The organism is Herbiconiux aconitum (assembly GCF_024979235.1).
GTDB classification, from domain to species: Bacteria; Actinomycetota; Actinomycetes; order Actinomycetales; family Microbacteriaceae; genus Herbiconiux; species Herbiconiux aconitum.
The window spans coordinates 1,908,749-1,925,074 of record NZ_JANLCM010000001.1; the positions used below are offsets into that span (position 1 = coordinate 1,908,749).

Annotated in this window: 17 protein-coding genes and 1 tRNA gene; 9 read left to right on the top strand and 9 right to left on the bottom strand. The window is 68.2% G+C overall.

The window, feature by feature from the left end; all coding sequences use genetic code 11:
- Positions 1 to 26 precede the first annotated feature (26 nt).
- From glyA to N1027_RS09110, 3 genes are all read left to right on the top strand, one after another.
- Complete coding sequence (gene glyA / locus N1027_RS09100; protein WP_259507080.1) at positions 27 to 1,301, top strand: serine hydroxymethyltransferase; 1,275 nt, start codon at positions 27 to 29, stop codon at positions 1,299 to 1,301.
- Positions 1,295 to 2,176: a bifunctional methylenetetrahydrofolate dehydrogenase/methenyltetrahydrofolate cyclohydrolase gene (locus N1027_RS09105; RefSeq protein ID WP_259507082.1), complete on the top strand. Its 882-nt coding sequence runs from the start codon at positions 1,295 to 1,297 to the stop codon at positions 2,174 to 2,176. The genes glyA and N1027_RS09105 overlap by 7 nt, the downstream gene beginning before the upstream one ends.
- 184 nt (positions 2,177 to 2,360) lie before the next feature.
- The gene (locus tag N1027_RS09110; RefSeq protein WP_259507083.1) at positions 2,361 to 3,230 is read left to right on the top strand and encodes an aldose 1-epimerase family protein; all 870 of its coding nucleotides are present in this window, start codon (positions 2,361 to 2,363) and stop codon (positions 3,228 to 3,230) included.
- 132 nt (positions 3,231 to 3,362) lie between these two features.
- On the opposite strand, the gene N1027_RS09115 is transcribed toward N1027_RS09110, so the two are convergent.
- Genes N1027_RS09115 through N1027_RS09135 form a run of 5 tightly spaced genes read right to left on the bottom strand, consistent with a single transcriptional unit; the run spans position 3,363 to position 8,843 of the window.
- Complete coding sequence (locus tag N1027_RS09115; protein WP_259507085.1) at positions 3,363 to 3,740, bottom strand: DUF4190 domain-containing protein; 378 nt, start codon at positions 3,738 to 3,740, stop codon at positions 3,363 to 3,365.
- Positions 3,741 to 3,794: 54 nt separating this feature from the next.
- A complete protein-coding gene (gene merB, locus N1027_RS09120) occupies positions 3,795 to 4,517 on the bottom strand; it encodes an organomercurial lyase (protein WP_259507087.1) in 723 nt (240 codons plus the stop codon).
- The gene (locus tag N1027_RS09125; protein WP_259507089.1) at positions 4,514 to 6,517 is read right to left on the bottom strand and encodes an ABC transporter ATP-binding protein; all 2,004 of its coding nucleotides are present in this window, start codon (positions 6,515 to 6,517) and stop codon (positions 4,514 to 4,516) included. Before N1027_RS09125 ends, merB begins: the two co-directional genes overlap by 4 nt.
- Positions 6,514 to 8,250, bottom strand: coding sequence for an ABC transporter ATP-binding protein (locus tag N1027_RS09130; protein WP_259507091.1), 1,737 nt, complete (start codon positions 8,248 to 8,250; stop codon positions 6,514 to 6,516). The genes N1027_RS09125 and N1027_RS09130 overlap by 4 nt, the downstream gene beginning before the upstream one ends.
- Complete coding sequence (locus N1027_RS09135) at positions 8,247 to 8,843, bottom strand: TetR/AcrR family transcriptional regulator (RefSeq protein WP_259507093.1); 597 nt, start codon at positions 8,841 to 8,843, stop codon at positions 8,247 to 8,249. Before N1027_RS09135 ends, N1027_RS09130 begins: the two co-directional genes overlap by 4 nt.
- Positions 8,844 to 8,963: 120 nt before the next feature.
- Between N1027_RS09135 and N1027_RS09140 the strand changes: the two genes are divergently transcribed.
- The gene (locus N1027_RS09140) at positions 8,964 to 9,593 is read left to right on the top strand and encodes a pyridoxamine 5'-phosphate oxidase family protein (protein WP_259507095.1); all 630 of its coding nucleotides are present in this window, start codon (positions 8,964 to 8,966) and stop codon (positions 9,591 to 9,593) included.
- 33 nt (positions 9,594 to 9,626) lie between these two features.
- Positions 9,627 to 10,580, top strand: coding sequence for a DUF8686 domain-containing protein (locus tag N1027_RS09145; protein ID WP_259507097.1), 954 nt, complete (start codon positions 9,627 to 9,629; stop codon positions 10,578 to 10,580).
- 24 nt (positions 10,581 to 10,604) lie between these two features.
- Here N1027_RS09145 and N1027_RS09150 read toward each other — a convergent pair whose 3' ends face one another.
- Entirely contained in the window at positions 10,605 to 11,213 is a 609-nt protein-coding gene (locus N1027_RS09150) for a TetR/AcrR family transcriptional regulator (protein ID WP_259507099.1), read from the bottom strand.
- 70 nt (positions 11,214 to 11,283) lie between these two features.
- Between N1027_RS09150 and N1027_RS09155 the strand changes: the two genes are divergently transcribed.
- Genes N1027_RS09155 through N1027_RS09165 form a run of 3 tightly spaced genes read left to right on the top strand, consistent with a single transcriptional unit; the run spans position 11,284 to position 13,300 of the window.
- Entirely contained in the window at positions 11,284 to 11,832 is a 549-nt protein-coding gene (locus tag N1027_RS09155; RefSeq protein WP_259507101.1) for a TetR/AcrR family transcriptional regulator, read from the top strand.
- Entirely contained in the window at positions 11,829 to 12,548 is a 720-nt protein-coding gene (locus N1027_RS09160; RefSeq protein WP_259507103.1) for an ABC transporter ATP-binding protein, read from the top strand. Before N1027_RS09155 ends, N1027_RS09160 begins: the two co-directional genes overlap by 4 nt.
- A complete protein-coding gene (locus N1027_RS09165) occupies positions 12,545 to 13,300 on the top strand; it encodes an ABC transporter permease (protein ID WP_259507104.1) in 756 nt (251 codons plus the stop codon). Before N1027_RS09160 ends, N1027_RS09165 begins: the two co-directional genes overlap by 4 nt.
- A 14-nt stretch (positions 13,301 to 13,314) precedes the next feature.
- On the opposite strand, the gene N1027_RS09170 is transcribed toward N1027_RS09165, so the two are convergent.
- Together N1027_RS09170 and N1027_RS09175 are read right to left on the bottom strand one after the other, a co-directional pair.
- Positions 13,315 to 14,289, bottom strand: coding sequence for an NADP-dependent oxidoreductase (locus tag N1027_RS09170; RefSeq protein ID WP_259507106.1), 975 nt, complete (start codon positions 14,287 to 14,289; stop codon positions 13,315 to 13,317).
- Between the two features lie 53 nt (positions 14,290 to 14,342).
- Positions 14,343 to 15,383: a GlxA family transcriptional regulator gene (locus N1027_RS09175; RefSeq protein WP_259507108.1), complete on the bottom strand. Its 1,041-nt coding sequence runs from the start codon at positions 15,381 to 15,383 to the stop codon at positions 14,343 to 14,345.
- A gap of 87 nt (positions 15,384 to 15,470) precedes the next feature.
- Between N1027_RS09175 and N1027_RS09180 the strand changes: the two genes are divergently transcribed.
- Entirely contained in the window at positions 15,471 to 16,109 is a 639-nt protein-coding gene (locus tag N1027_RS09180) for an HD domain-containing protein (protein ID WP_259507111.1), read from the top strand.
- 26 nt (positions 16,110 to 16,135) lie between these two features.
- On the opposite strand, the gene N1027_RS09185 is transcribed toward N1027_RS09180, so the two are convergent.
- Positions 16,136 to 16,208: transfer RNA gene (locus N1027_RS09185), tRNA-Lys, on the bottom strand.
- Positions 16,209 to 16,326: the final 118 nt, after the last annotated feature.

Sequence of the window (16,326 nt, forward strand, 5' to 3'; positions counted from 1 at the left end):
TCCGTCACGCCGAAAAGGAGCCAGTCTTGTCCGACACCTTCAATTCCCCTCTGTCTGAGGTCGATCCCGAGATCGCCGAAGTGCTGCAGCTCGAGCTCGACCGCCAGCGAGGCACACTCGAGATGATCGCGAGCGAGAACTTCGTTCCGCGAGCCGTTCTGCAGAGCCAGGGCTCGGTGCTCACCAACAAGTACGCCGAGGGCTACCCGGGCCGCCGCTACTACGGCGGCTGCGAGTTCGTCGACATCGCCGAACAGCTCGCCATCGACCGCGCGAAGTCGCTCTTCGGCGCCGAATACGCGAACGTGCAGCCGCACTCCGGCGCCACCGCGAACGCGGCGGTGCTGAGTGCCATCGCGACCCCCGGCGACACCATCCTGGGCCTCGAACTCGCCCACGGCGGTCACCTCACCCACGGCATGAAGCTCAACTTCTCGGGCAAGCTCTACAACGCCGTCTCCTACGGCGTCGACCCCGAGACCTTCCTCGTCGACATGAACGTGGTGCGCGACAAGGCGCTCGAGCACAAGCCGCAGGTCATCATCGCCGGCTGGTCGGCCTACCCGCGGCAGCTCGACTTCGCCGCCTTCCGGGCCATCGCCGACGAGGTGGGCGCCAAGCTCTGGGTCGACATGGCGCACTTCGCCGGTCTCGTGGCCGCGGGCCTGCATCCGTCGCCCGTGCCCTTCGCCGACGTGGTGTCGTCGACCGTGCACAAGACCATCGGCGGCCCCCGCTCCGGTTTCATCGTGAGCCGTGACATGGAACTCGCGAAGAAGCTCAACTCGAACGTCTTCCCCGGCCAGCAGGGCGGACCGCTGATGCACGTCATCGCCGCCAAGGCCACGGCGTTCAAGCTCGCCGCCACACCCGAGTTCAAAGACCGCCAGGAGCGCACCGTGAGCGGTGCCCGCATCCTGGCCTCGCGCCTCACCGCCGACGACACGCGCGCCGCCGGCGTCGACGTGCTCACCGGAGGCACCGACGTGCACCTCGTGCTGGCCGACCTCCGCACCTCGGAGCTGGACGGCAAGCAGGCCGAAGACATCCTGCACGAAGTCGGCATCACCGTGAACCGCAATGCGGTTCCGTTCGACCCGCGCCCCCCGATGGTGACGTCGGGTCTTCGCATCGGCACGCCCGCCCTCGCCACCCGTGGGTTCGGCGACGTGGAGTTCACCGAGGTGGCCGACATCATCGCCACCGCCCTGAAGCCCGCACCGGATGTCACGACCCTCCGCACCCGCGTGCTCGAGCTCACCGCGGCCTTCCCGCTCTACCCGGGCCTCGAGCAGTGGTAGCCGTTCGACTCGACGGCGTCGCCACGGCGACGGCCCTCAAGACGGAGATCCGCGAGCGGGTCGCCGCCCTCCGCGAACGTGGCATCGTTCCTGGGCTCGGCACCCTGCTCGTCGGCGACGACCCGGGGTCGATCTCCTATGTCGCCGGCAAGCACCGCGACTGCGCCGAGGTCGGCATCGAATCGGTGCGTGTCGATCTGCCGGCCACGGCGAGCGAGCAGGATGTGCGCGACGCCATCGCCGGCCTGAACGCCGACGACTCCGTCACCGGCTACATCGTGCAGCTGCCGTTGCCCGACGGCATCGACGAGAACGCGATGCTCGAGTTGATCGACCCGGCGAAAGACGCCGACGGCCTCCACCCCACGAACCTCGGCCGGCTCGTGCTCGGCGTGGAAGGCGAGTTGAACTCGCCGCTGCCGTGCACTCCCGCGGGCATCGTCGAGATGCTCACCCGCTACGGCGTGACGCTGCCGGGCAAGCACGTCGTGGTGGTGGGTCGCGGGCTCACCGTCGGCCGACCGCTCGGATTGCTGCTCACCCGCAAGGGCATCGACGCCACCGTGACGCTCACCCACTCCCGCACGGTCGATCTCGCCGCTGAAGTGCGGCGGGCGGATGTCGTGGTCGCCGCCGTGGGCGTGCCCGGCCTCATCCAGCCCGATTGGGTGAAGCCCGGCGCAGCGGTGCTCGACGTGGGCATCACCCGCATCGTGAACGAAGAGACCGGCAAGGCGCGGCTCGTCGGCGACGTCGATCCCGGGGTTGCCGAGGTCGCGGGGTTCCTGTCGCCGGTTCCTGGGGGAGTGGGGCCGATGACTCGGGCGATGCTGCTGGCCAACGTCGTTTCTGAGGCTGAGCGACGCGTTCGCTGAGTTCTTGGGTGGGGCAGGCGGGGCGGCGGGTTTCACCTCCCGCCTAAGGGTTGAGCGGAGCTCAAAGGCGGCGGGAGGCAAAACCCGCCGCCCCGCCTGCCCTGCGGGCGGCGAGTAGTGTGAAGAGGTGCGCGCGCCTACTGGGGATCAATACTCGCTTCGCTTCGAGGGTGAAGGGCGGGTGGTGACTGCGGTCGTCACGCAGGTGGCGGCCGGGATCCGGGCGCTTGACGTTGACGGGGTGGCGCTGGTCGAGACGTTTCCCGAGACATCCACTCCGCCGGGGGCTGCCGGGATCGTGCTCGTGCCGTGGCCCAATCGGGTGGCGGGCGGGCGGTGGACGTTGGCGGGCGCCCCGCAACAGCTCGACATCACGGAGCCGAAACAGGGGAACGCCATTCACGGGCTGTTGCGGTCGACGGGGTATCGGATGCTCGAACAGGAGCCTCATCGCGTGCTCCAGGGCGCTACCGTCTTTCCGCAGCACGGGTACCCGTTCCTGCTCGAGACCACGGTCGAGCATCGGCTCAGCGCCGAAGGGATGACGGTGACCCACTCCATCGTGAACGAGAGCGACCAGGCGGCCCCGGTCGCTGTCGGCGCGCATCCCTATCTCGCGCTCGGCGACCTCCCGGTGGGCGAACTCACCCTCACCATCGACGCAAGCACCCGGTTTCTCACGGATGAGCACCAGATCCCCGTCTCCGAAGAAGACGTAGCCGGCACCGACTTCGACCTCACACAGGGCCGGCGCGTCGCCGGTCTCGAGATCGACCACGGCTTCGGTGGCGTCAGCACGAACGACGGACGGAGCGTGCAGCGACTCGAAGCACCCGACGGTCGTCGCGTCGAGCTCTGGGCCGACGAGAACTTCGGCTATGTGCAGGTCTTCACCCCGCAGAACTTCGCGGCGGCCGACGGTCCGCGTCAGGCCGTGGCGATCGAGCCCATGACGGCACCGGCGAACGCGTTCAACTCCGGCCAGGGGCTGCGCTGGCTGCGGCCGGGGGAGCGCTGGGAGCTCGCCTGGGGCATCCGCTACGTCACCCCCTGAGGCGCCTGCCGCGCCCGCCCTCCACAGAGAAACCCCCGCCCAGCCGGTGCGGACTGAGCGGGGGACTTCTGATGAATTCGTCCTTCTTGGCATCGATTTTACGCCCGCATCGACGCGCTGTGAAGAGCCGTTTCAGCGAGAGACGGAGACGGCGCGAATGGTCACGACCAGCACGATCAACGCGATCATGAACATCACCCCGATGGCACCGAGCACGATGCCCGTGATGGCGAGCCCGCGCCCCATGCCCATTCGACGCGCCTTGCTCAGCCCGGCGAACCCGAAGGCCACCGCGAGCACGCTCGGCACGAACAGCACGTTGAACCCGATCGACACGATGCCGAGCACGAGCGACGCGGTGGCATAGCCGTTTCGACTGTCAGCCGGATCGACGGCGAGCGGCGCGAAGTCGTCTGTCCACCGGTAGCCGTCCCACCACCGCAGCACATCGGTCGCTTCGGGGTCGGGATACCACCCCGCACCGTTGCGGCCCTGCGGGAGGATGCTCATGTCGTCGAATGTACCTCGGTCAGCTGACCGTTCGATCCGGCGCCCGGCCGCCCCTCAGTCGAGACCCCAGAACGGACCGTGCAGCCCCACCTCACGGAAGTAGGCGGCCGCGGTCTGGGGGTCCCGGCGGGTGTACGGAGTGTCGAGCCGCCCCTCGTACCAGCGCGCCGCGAGCCGCCACAGGGTCTCGAGCGACATCGTGTATCCGGGCTCGAGCTCCTCGGCGGCGAGCCATTCGTCGACGCAGCCCGTGGAGCAGAAGATGCTCTGGTGCGAGCAGGTGTGCACCACGTCGTCCCAGATGTGGGCCGTGGGCACCAGGAAGTGGGCGACCTGCGTGCCCGCGGGAGGCGCATCCCGTCCCACCGTCCAGGCGTGTGCGGTGCCGCAGTTCGGGCAGGTGGTGGCCACCAGCACCTCGGGGGCGCTGGGCACGAGGTGCGGGATGGCGAACGAGTCCCAGGCGCATCCGCCCCACCACAGCGTGTCGGGGCCCATCACCGAGAAGCCGAGCGGGATCGAGGCGAACGGATGCGCCATCAGGATGCGCCGCTCGGCGTCGAGCACCACGTGCCGCTCGGTCGCGAGCCGGTCGAAGGCGGCGGAAACGACGGCCGGTTCGGCCCCGAGCGCGGAGGCCAGCTCGTCGACCGACGAGGCGGCGCCGCTCGACGCGAACCGCGCGTAGATCGCGTGCCGCACCCGCTCGGCGAACTCGGCGGAGTCGTCCACCTCCGCGGGGCCGGTCGCGGTGCCGTGGCCGCCGGCGGAACTCATTCGTCGACCAACGCCTGGGCGAACTGCGAGTTGTAGAGCGCGAAGTACGCGCCCTCGGCGGCCAGCAACTCGGCGTGCGTGCCCTGCTCCACGATGCTGCCCGACTCCATCACGAGGATGAGGTCGGCGTCGCGGATGGTGGAGAGCCGGTGCGCGATCACGAAGCTCGTGCGGTCGGCCCGCAGCGCCGACATCGCCTTCTGCACCAGCTGCTCGGTGCGGGTGTCGACCGACGAGGTGGCCTCGTCGAGGATGAGCACGCTCGGCTTCGCCAGGAACGCCCGGGCGATGGTGAGCAACTGCTTCTCGCCGGCGGAGACGTTCGACGCCTCGTCGTCGAGCACCGTGTCGTAACCGTCGGGCAGCGAGTGCACGAAGCGGTCGACGTAGGTGGCGCGGGCGGCGTCGAGAATCTCCTCCTCCGTGGCATCCGGCCGGCCGTAGGCGATGTTGTCACGGATGGTGCCGCCGAAGAGCCAGGTGTCCTGCAGCACCATGCCGGTGCGCGAGCGCAGGTCGCGCCGGGTCATCTGCGCGATGTCGACGCCGTCGAGCGTGATGCGCCCGGCATCCAGCTCGTAGAACCGCATGATGAGGTTCACCAGCGTGGTCTTACCGGCGCCCGTTGGGCCGACGATCGCCACCGTCTGCCCGGGTTCGGCCACCAGCGACAGGTCGGTGATGAGCGGCTTGTCTTCGGTGTAGCGGAACGACACGTTCTCGAACACCAGACGGCCGCGCGAGTCGGCGGGGGTCTCGGCGGGCGAGGCATCCGGGGTCTGCTCGTCGGCATCCAGCAGCTCGAAGACGCGCTCAGCCGAGGCCACGCCCGACTGCAGCAGGTTCACCATCGATCCCAGCTGGGTGAGCGGCTGGGTGAACTGGCGGGAGTACTGGATGAACGCCTGAACCGCACCGATGCTGAGCGCTCCCGAGGCGACCTGCAGCCCACCCACCACCGCGATCACGACGTAGATCAGGTTTCCGACGAACATCATGGCCGGCATGATGATGCCCGACACGAACTGTGCGCCGAAGCTGGCCTTGTAGAGCTCCTCGTTCTTCTCGGTGAAGGTCTGCTCGGTCTCGCGCTGGCGGCCGAACACCTTCACCAGGGCGTGGCCGGTGAAGTTCTCTTCGACCTGGGCGTTCAGCGCTCCCGTGTGCGCCCACTGCGCCACGAACATCTTCTGCGAGCGTTTCGCGATCACTGCGGTGATGCCGACGGTGAGCGGAATGGTGATCAGTGAGATCAGCGCGAGCAGCGGCGAGGTGACGAACATCATCACGATCACGCCGATGACGGTGAGGATCGACGTGAGCATCTGGGAGAGCGTCTGCTGCAGGCTCTGCGCCACATTGTCCATGTCGTTCGTGACCCGGCTGAGCAGCTCGCCGCGCTGCATCTTGTCGAAATAGCCGAGCGGCAAGCGGTTGATCTTCGCCTCGACCTCTTCGCGCAGCCGGTAGACGGTGCTCTGCACGATGGTGTTGAGCACCCGGCCCTGCAACCAGGAGAAGACGGATGCCGCGACGTAGAGCACCAGCACGATGCCGAGCACCATGGCGAGGGCGTCGAAGTCGATGCCCTGCCCCGGGGTGAGGGCGATGCCGCTCAGCAGGTCGGCCTGTTGCCCCTGACCGCCGGCTCGCAGCTGGTCGATCAGCTGCTGCTTCGTCATGTCGGCCGGCAGGGTCTTGCCGATCGCGCCGGCGAAGATGAGGTTCGTCGCCTGGCCGAGCAGCCACGGGCCGAGCACGGTGAACACCACGCTGACGACGCCGAGCGCGATCACGGCGAGCACCGCGATGCGGTGCGGGCTGAGGCGCCGGATGAGACGTTTCGCGGAGGGGCCGAAGGTCATCGACTTCTCGGTCGGCATGCCGACGCCGCCGAACGGGCCGCCGCCGCGTCCGCCCGGGCCCCGGCCCGGCGAACCCGCCGGCGGGCCGACCGGACGGGGAGCGGACTGCGCCTTGGTCTGGGTGTTGCCGCTCATGCTGCCTCCTCCGCGGTGAGCTGCGACGACACGATCTCGTTGTAGGTCTCGGATGTCTCGAGCAGTTCTTCATGGGTGCCGCGCCCGACTATGGCGCCGTCCTCCAGCACGATGATCTGGTCGGCGTCGATGATGGTCGACACCCGCTGCGCCACGATCACCTTCGTGGCGCCTGCGACTCTCGTGCGGAGTGCCTGTCTCAGTCGCGCATCCGTCGCCAAGTCGAGTGCAGAGAACGAGTCGTCGAAAACGTAGATCTCCGGCTGCTTCACGAGTGCTCGCGCGATGGCGAGCCGCTGGCGCTGGCCGCCCGACACCGTCGTGCCGCCCTGGGCGATCGGCGCCTCGAGCTGCCCCTCCAGCGCTGACACGAAGTCTCGCGCCTGAGCGATCTCGAGCGCGCGCCAGAGGTCGTCGTCGGTGGCGTCGGGGTTGCCGTACCGGAGGTTCGAGGCCACGGTGCCCGAGAAGAGATAGGGCTTCTGCGGCACCAGGCCGATCCGGCTCCACAGCAGATCCGGATCGAGTTCGCGCACGTCGACGCCGTCAACCAGCACCGATCCGCCGGTGACGTCGAACAGGCGCGGCAGCAGGTTCACGAGCGTGGTCTTGCCCGATCCGGTACTGCCGATCACGGCGAGGGTCTGTCCGGGCTCGACGCTGAAGTCGAGATTACGCAGCACCGGCTGCTCGGCGCCCGGGTAGGTGAAGGAGGCGCCACGCAGCTCGACGGTGCCGTGCCGCTTCAGCTCGCGCACCGGGTTCGCCGGCAGAACCACCGACGAGTCGGTGGAGAGCACCTCGGTGATGCGGTCGGCGCAGACCGAGGCCCGGGGGATCATCATCGCCATGAACGTCGCCATCATGATCGCGATCAAGATCTGCACCAGGTAGCTGAGGAAGGCGATCAGGGTGCCCACCTGCATCGAGCCCTCGTCGATGCGGAACGCGCCGAACCAGATCACGGCGACACTCGAGACGTTCAGGATGAGCAGCACCGTCGGGAACATCAGTGCCAGCAACTTGCCCGCCCGCAGTGCGGAATCGGTGACATCGCGGTTCGCCTTCGCGAAGCGTGCGGTCTCGACGTCTTCGCGCACGAAGGCGCGCACCACGCGGATGCCCGCGAGCTGTTCTCGAAGCACCCGGTTGACGGCATCGATCCGGGTCTGCATCTTTCGGAACTGCGGCACCATCCGCACGATGATGGCGCCGAGCGAGATGAGCAGCACCGGCACCGCGACCGCGATGATCCATGACATCTGCACGTCTTGCTGCAGCGCCAGCACCACACCGCCGATCGCGAGGATCGGAGCCGAGACGAGCAGGGTGAAGGTCATCAGCGCGAGCATCTGCACCTGCTGCACGTCGTTCGTCGACCGGGTGATGAGCGAGGGGGCGCCGAAGGAGGAGACCTCGCGCTCGCTGAATTCGCTCACGCGGTGGAAGATCGCGCCGCGCAGGTCGCGGCCGATGGCCATGGCGGTGCGCGCCCCGAAGTAGACCGCGGTGATCGCGGCGGCGACCTGCACGAGGGTGATGCCGAGCATCCATGCCCCCGTCGTCATGATGTAGGCGGTGTCGCCCTTGGCGACGCCTTCGTCGATGATGTCGGCGTTCAGGGTGGGCAGGTAGAGCGAGGCGATCGACTGGATGAGCTGGAACAGCACCACGGCGGCGACGAGCTTGCCGTAGGGCTTCATGAAGCGCCCGAGCAGGCGGAGAAGGGTCATGCGGAGGCTTCTTTCGTGATTCCGTGAACGATGATGCGGGCGAGTTCTTCGCTCGTGAACGGGGTGTCGACCTCGTTGATCTGCGGGATGGCGCTGGAGAAGGCGATGAGCCGGATGAAGTGCGTGATGCGGCGGGGTGAGAGAGCGAGCCGCTCGGCATCCGGTGCGAACACCTGGGCCATGATCTCGCCCGAGCGGTCCTCCTCGGGCCTCGGAGGGGGCTCGTGGCGGCCGAGCGCCGCCATCACGCGCATGACGCCCCGGAGGCGTGCGCGGAAGATGTCGATGACCTGCGCGATCTTCGACTCGAGCGGATCGTCGGGGTCGATGCCGCGGAGGCCGTTGCGCACGTACTCCGGATCGAAGAACTTCTCGGCGGCGGCGCGGATGAGGGAATCCTTGTCGCCGAAGGCGCGGAACACGGTGCCCTCGGCGATGCCGGCGGCCTCCGCCATCTGCTTCGAGGTGATGTCGGCGCCCTGCTCGACGAGGAGCGGGATGACGGCGTCGAGGATCATCGCCCGGCGGTCTTCGAGGGGGAGCGCGGGGGCGCGGCGGGTGCCGTTCTCGGCCAGTTCGTCGGTGCTGCTCACGAGCTGAGACACTACCTGAGTGAGCACTCACTCGCAAGCGTTGCGCGGCAGTGGGACTCGCGGGTGGCTGCGGACGGTGGTGGCCGCCGGGGGCGTGGGAGGATCGGGGAGGAGGTCTCCATGCCCTACGAACTCAACTCGCCCACGATCGCCACCCACGACGCCCTGCAGAACCTGCTCGGCCAGCCGCTCGAGCGGGTGAAGAACAAGGCGCGCTCGCGGCTCGACGACGTCGACCGGGTGTGGCTCGCCGGGTCGCCGCTGTGCTTCGTCGCCACCTCCGACGCATCCGGTCGCTGCGACGTGTCGCCGAAGGGCGATCCGGCGGGCTTGGTCCACGTGCTCGACGACACCACGATCGTGTTGCCCGAGCGGCCAGGCAACCGGAGGGGTGACAGCCTGCACAACGTGCTCGACAATCCGCACGCCGGGCTGATCTTCCTGATTCCGGGGCGCGGCGACACGCTGCGCATCAACGGGCGGGCGCGCATCGCGGTCGACGAGCCGTTCTTCGACGACCTGGTTGTGAAGGGCCACCGGCCGCGTCTGGCGCTCGTCGTCGACATCGAAGAGGTCTACTACCACTGCTCGAAAGCGTTTCTGCGGTCGGCGGCGTGGGCGCCCGAGTCGTGGGACGCATCCGTCGCTCCCTCGCGGGCGAAGATCGCGAAGACGCTCGAGCGGCCCGATGACTCGCTCGAGGTGCTCGAGGAGTACTACGGGCCGCGCTACGCCGACTCGATCTACTGAGGCTGCGGCGAGCCGCGCCGATAAGCTCGCTTCGTGAGCGCTGAGCAGCGGATGCCCGAACGCCCGCGTCGTCGACGGCGATGGGTGGTGCCGGTGTTCGTCGCGGTCGCCGTGCTGGTGTACGTGGTGGTGGTGTTGCTCTACGCATCCAGTGGGCGGTTCGCGCTGCCCAGCACCCCGGAATTGAACCACAACGTCGTGACGGTGCGGATGACGCCGAGTGCCGTCAATGGTGTGGGTGAACGCGTCGTCATGCAGGCCGAGGTGATTCCATCTGACGACCTCCTCGTCGGTGGCGGGGTGACCCTGGCCAAGGATCTGAGTGTCATCATCACGCCGGTCGATGGCGAACAGACCATCGACATCGCCAAAGGGACGATCCCGCCGACGACGACCGTTTCGATCGTTTCGAACGGTGAGATCGAGAACTGGCCGCTAGACACCTACAACACCCCCGAATTGACCGTGCTGGCCTTCACCACGGAGGATGACGTCTCCACCCCCGTGTTCACCAACGTCCTGTTCGACGGCGGCATACCCGGCTGGAACCTGTCCGGATTCATCAATGAGGACGTCGATGCGGGAACCATCGTGCAAGGCGATCAGACCGAGAAGGTGCCGGTCGTCGACATGACGGCCAGTCGGTCCGGTAGCACGCTCGCGTTCGGCGTGGTGCTGCTCGGCCTCATGATCGTCATGCCCACGCTCGTGCTCTTCGTGGCGATCACGGCGTTCCGGGGCAAGCGCAAGGTGGAGCCCTCGTTCATGAGCTGGATGGGTGCGATGCTGTTCGCCACGATTCCGCTGCGAACCTTCCTGCCCGGTTCGCCGCCGATCGGGTCGTGGATCGACTTCCTCATCGTGCTCTGGGTCATCGTCGGGCTCGTGGCCGGTCTTGCCATCTACGTCTCGGCCTGGATGCGCTGGGGCACCCCCGCGGCCCCGCGCACCCCACCCGATCGGCGCCCGCCGCTCTCGAGTCCCTAGTCGAAGTCGTTGAGGGTGGCGCGTTCAGACGGCGGCGGGGGTGGCCAGGCCGAGGAGGCTGAGGCTGTTCTGCCAGAGGCGGTCGATCTGCCCGGGGTCGTTGAAGAGCTTCGCGAAGAGCACCAGGCCCTCGAGCTGGGCCACGATCGATCGCGCGGCCTCGCGCGGGTCGATGACCGCGACCTCGCCCGCGTCGACGCCCTCGCGGATCGCGTGCTCGACGAGGTCGATCTGCTCTTCGAAGATGCCCTGCAGCCGCTCGCGCACGGGCTCGTCCTGACTGCTGAGTTCGAGAGCGAGGTTGCCGAACAGGCATCCGGTGACCGACCCGGAACCCGTCAGCGAAGCGACTTGGATGTCGGATGTCGCCACGAACAGCGAGTGCAGCCGCTCCTGCAGCGTGCCCGGCGCTTCGAGCGCCTTCAGCCATTCGCTGCGCTGCCAGACCCAGTGCTCGTCGATCACCGCGAGTGCGAGAGCCTGCTTCGACGGGAAGAAGTAGTAGAAGCTGCCCTTCTGCACCCCGGCCACCGCGCAGATCTCGGCCACGCCGATGGAGCTGTACGGCCGCTGAGCGAGGAGGGCGGCCGCGGCCTCGAGAAGCCGTTCGCGGCCATCCGATTTGCGTCCCATCGCACCATTATACGACTGGTCGTCTAGTGCATGGCTTGCGTCACCAAATGTTAGTCACTAACATTATGAGATGAACAGGTCGGACCGCACGAAGGAGTCCCTGACTCGCGCCGCACTCGAGTTGTTCCGCCAGCGTGGCTACGACGGCACGACCGCGGCGGCGATCGCCGAGCGCGCCGGGGTCAGCGAGATGACATTCTTCCGCCATTTCCCCGCCAAGGATGCGGTTCTCATCGACGACCCCTACGACCCGCTGATCGCCGACGCCGTCGGGCGCCAACCCCACGGGGTTCCGGCTCTGGCCGCGGCCATCAGCGGTGTTGCAGAGGCCTGGCGGGCGGTGCCTGCACCAGCCAGCGCGGAGGTCCGTGAGCGCCTCAGGATCGTGTCCCGGACACCGTCGCTGCGAGGAGCGCTCGCGCGCAACAGCGCGGCGACCGAAGATGCGATCGCAGACGCTCTGGTCGCGCGCGGTGTCGGTTCGCCGTATGCGCGCATCGCTGCCTCGGCGACGATGGGAGCGCTCGATGCTGCTCTGCTCGACTGGGCAGACGGAGACGAGCCCGATCTGGGCGTCGGTATCGACGCTGCCTTGCGAGTTCTGCGCGGCGACGTATGACGTCGGCGATCGCCCTCGAGCACGTCACGCGCACCTTCCGCAACGGCGCCGGGGTATTCGACCTCGATCTCAGCGTGCACCCCGGGGAGGTCGTCGCCCTGGTCGGCCTGAACGGTGCAGGAAAGTCGACGCTGATGCGCGTGATGCTGGGCATGCTGAGGCCGCACGCCGGCGATGCGCGCCTCGCCGGGTCCCTGCTGAACAAGGCTCCCTCCGGCGAGTGGCGACGCGTCGGTCACCTGGTCGATTACCCGCTCGCGTACCCCGAGCTGACGGCGCAGCGCAATCTCGAGCTGAGCGCCCGGCTCCGAGGCGTGGTCGACGTCGACGACGCGATCGCACGCATCCTGAGTGAATTCGCCCTCGAGGAGTATGCGGGTCGCAAGGTGCGCGCACTCTCCCTGGGGAACCGGCAACGTGTCGGCCTCGCGGCCGCCCTGCAGCACAGCCCCCGGGTCATCGTGTTGGATGAGCCGACCAACGCCCTCGATCCAGCCGGGGTCATCCGGCTTCGCGAGAGCCTGCTCCGCCGTGCAGCCGCCGGAACCGCGGTGCTGGTCAGTAGCCACCACCTCGACGAGGTCGCCCGGATCGCCCACCGGATCGTGGTCATGAACGCGGGGCGCCTGATCGGGTCACTCGACCCCTCCATTCCGGACATCGAGCACGCCTTCTTCGAGACAGTCCGACTCGATGACGAGAAGGGTGCACGATGAGAGCCGCCTTGTGGGCCGAGACGGTCAAACTGGCGGGCTCCACGGTCGGCCGGGTCGGATCGATTGCCATCGTGCTCGGAATCTCGGTGCTGATTGGGTCGATGTTGTTGGCTGCCGAGACTTCCAGCGATCCGCAGGTGCTCGCCAAGCTCGGGCCCGTGGCCACCGGGGACTGGCATGGATTCCTCCTCGGTGCTGCCCAGATCACGGGCGCCGGGGGCTTGGGAGGGTTCGCGGTGGTGCTCGCGTGGATGTTCGGCAGGGAGTTCGGTGACGGCACCATCACCGGTCTCTTCGCCCTCCCGATCCGTCGTACGACGATCGCCCTCGCCAAGCTCGTGGTGTACCTGGGCTGGGCGGTCCTGATGAGCCTTCTCCTGTCAGTGGTGCTCGGCGTCGTGGGCGCGATCGCCGGGCTGGGCTCACTCGATGACGACACCTGGGCGATGCTCGTGCGCCAGTCGGTGCTCGGCATCATGTCGGCCGTCATCACGTTGCCCGTCGCTTGGGCGGCGACGCTCAGCCGCTCGGTGCTCGGCGGGGTGGGCGTCGCGATCGGGCTGGTGGTCGTGGCGCAGGTCTCGGTGCTCGCCGGCCTCGGGGGGTGGATGCCGCTGGCCGCGCCTGCCTTATGGGCGGTGTCGCTGGGCGCGCAGGTGACCATGCTGCAACTCGCGACGGTCGTCCCGTTCGCGGCGGCCTTCGTTGCGCTCACCGCGTTGTCGTGGCATCGTCTGCAACTCGATCGATAGAGCGGAGTGACCGTTCAGGCGCCTGCGGGCACGAGGATGACCGTCTTGCCAGGCGTGGGCTTGGGCAGCGAACCGCTCTCGTAGGCGGCGCGGCCCTGTGCGAGCGGGAACGTCTGCGCAATGGCCACCTCGACGTCTCCCGTGGCGAGCAGCGCGGCCAACTCTTCCAGCCGGTCGCGGCGGGTGCCGACAACGAAGAAGGTCGCGCTCACGCCATGCCGGTCGGCGAGCTCCTGACTCGGCGGCTCCTGGAGAACGAGGAGCTGACCTCCCTGCCGAGCTGCGGCATACATCCACTCCGGCACACCACCGCCGACCGCGTCGATCACCACGTCGAAACCGCGCAGCTGCGGAACCACGCCACGAGGCACGACCACCACCTGGTCGGCGCCGAGCCCGATCGCGCGGGTCGACGACGAGTCGGACGACACAGTCACCGTCACCTCGACTCCCATCCGATGCGCGAACTGCGTGAGAAAGGCGCCGACCGCACCCGTTCCTCCCCTGATCAGAAGGCGTTGACCGGCACTGAGGTGCGTCTGATCGCGCAGAGCCTCCCAGGCGGTCAGAGCGGGCAAGACGGCCGCGGCGGCGGTGATGTCGGATACCGCGACCGCCTTTCGTGCGACGGCCGCCGACGGCACCGCTACGAACTCGGCGGCCGCCCCGTCGCGGTTGAAGGGCACGAGACCGAAGACGAAGTCGCCGACCTCGAGGTCGCCGACACCCGGCCCGACCTCGGCGACGACCCCGGCGACCTCGTGCGAAGGGATGACCGGCGTGCGGTCGACGCCATCGGCCTCCCAAGTCTCGGGCCAGGTGAGTTCGGCGAAGGTGATGGCTGCCGCACGAACGGCTACGACGACCTCGCCCGCGCCGGCGTCCGGCCGCGGCGCCTCTTCATAGACGAGACGCTCAGGGCCCCCACGCTCATGCGCGCGCAGCGCCATCATCATGCGAGGTGGTGTGTCGTTCGTCGTCTCGTCCATGTCTTCAGCGTGACGGATTGCGCCTCAGGGCGCAGCACCCATCCGGCCGGAAATCACTCGAATCCGGACACGGTGTCGATTGCGGCATCCTCCCGTCGAGCCGTGCGGAACCGCCGCCGGTACGCCGCGGGGGAGATCCCCAATTCGCGGCCGAAGACCCGCCGCAGGCTCTCGTAGCTCGGAAAGCCGGCGCGTTCTGCCGCCTGGGTGGCGGTGTACCCCTGGTCGAGGAACGCCTTCGCCATGTCGAAGCGGATCGACTCGACGTACCGGCCAGGGGTGGTCGAGAGTTCGTCGTGGAACAGGCGGGTGAGATGCCGGGGACTCAGATGCAGATGCTCCGCCAGCTCCGTCAGCGTGTGACTTGCCGACGGGTCGGCCGTGACCAGGTCGACGATGCTCCGAAGCACCGGTGTGCGGGGCGGCGACCCCTGCAGCGGCGCGGAGAATTGCGACTGGCCACCGGCCCGTTGCAAATAGACGACGAGTGCTCGTGCGACCTCACGGGTGAGATCGGGCCCGTAGTCTTCTTCCACGAGCGCCAGCGCGAGGTCGATCCCGGCGCTCACTCCGGCCGAGGTGTATGTGCTGCCATCGCGCACGTAGATCGCGTCGGGCTCGACCCGGGTCGTCGGATACTGCGCGGCGAGGGTGGTGGCGACCTTCCAATGCGTCGTGGCGCGCTTGCCGTCGAGGAGTCCGGTCGCGGCGAGGATGAATGCTCCGGTGCAGATGGAGGCGACGCGGTCGGCACCGTTCGAGAGTGTCTCGGCTGCCGCGGCCAGCTCAGGCGGCACCACAGTGCGCGGGTAGATGTCGCCCCCGGCGATGAGGAAGGTCTGCGGCGGCGTGTCGAGGTCGGGCCCGCCGTCGACGGCGATCCGGATGCCGAGAGACGTCGTGACGTCGGCTCCGGTGGGTGAGACCAGGGTGACGCGGTAGTCGGCGCCCAGCCGGTTCGCTTCGGCGAAAACCTCGGTCGGCCCGGCGACATCGAGCAGTTTGACCCCGTCGTAGACGAGTACAGCGACCAGATGGCTGCCCTCGCCGGACGCCCGGCGGGAACCGACGGTGTCCGGATGTGGGTGGTTCATGGCCTGGCCGAGGCGGCGGAGTCGGGTCGCGCCGGCGCACTGTGGAAGTGGCCTTCCACAACGTCACGGCCCGAAAGTGAGCATCGCATGTCAGAAATTATCGCAGGGGTGGAGATCCCGGAGACCTCGGCCGCCGCAGAAGCGACCCGCTTCATCGGCGAGAGCACCAACCCGCTGCTCTTCCACCACTCGCGTCGAGTGTTTCTCTTCAGCTCGCTCCGCGCCCGAGCGATGGGCCTCCGGCCCGACCCCGAACTCCTCTACATCGCGGCCCTCTTCCACGACACCGGCTTGCTGACCCCCTTCTCCGACGCCGAGCAGCGCTTCGAGGTCGACGGCGCCGATCACGCCCGGGCCTTCCTGCTCGAGCGCGGCTTCTCGGCGTCGGCCGCAGAGACCGTGTGGAACGCTATCGCGCTGCACACGACGCCCGGGATTCCGGGCCGCATGGGCCCCGAGATCGCTGCGACCAACCTCGGTGTGCTCACCGACGCCATCGGTGTGGGGCTCGACGAGCTCGACCCGGCGCTGGTAGAGGAGATCACGGCCGCGCATCCGCGGGGCGACTTCAAGAACGAGTTCCTGCAGATGTTCCACCAGGGGCTCAAGCAACGGCCCGACACCACGTACGGCACCATCAATGCCGACATCCTCGAACACTTCGTGCCCGATTTCCGCCGAGGCAGCATGGTCGATCGCGTCAACGGATCGGCCTGGGCGTCGTGATGGCGCCGCGCGATCCGCGAGATGAGTGGGCCCGGAGGGGCTCGAACCCTCGACCCGCGGATTAAAAGTCCGATGCTCTGCCAACTGAGCTACAGGCCCTCGCCTCCCAATCTATCGCTAAACGCAGGAGCCCGAGTGCCGGTACGTTCGCTCAGCGCGTGACCGCCTGCGGTAACGGATGCGGACGCGTAGCGTTGAGAAGTCAGACGACCCCGAC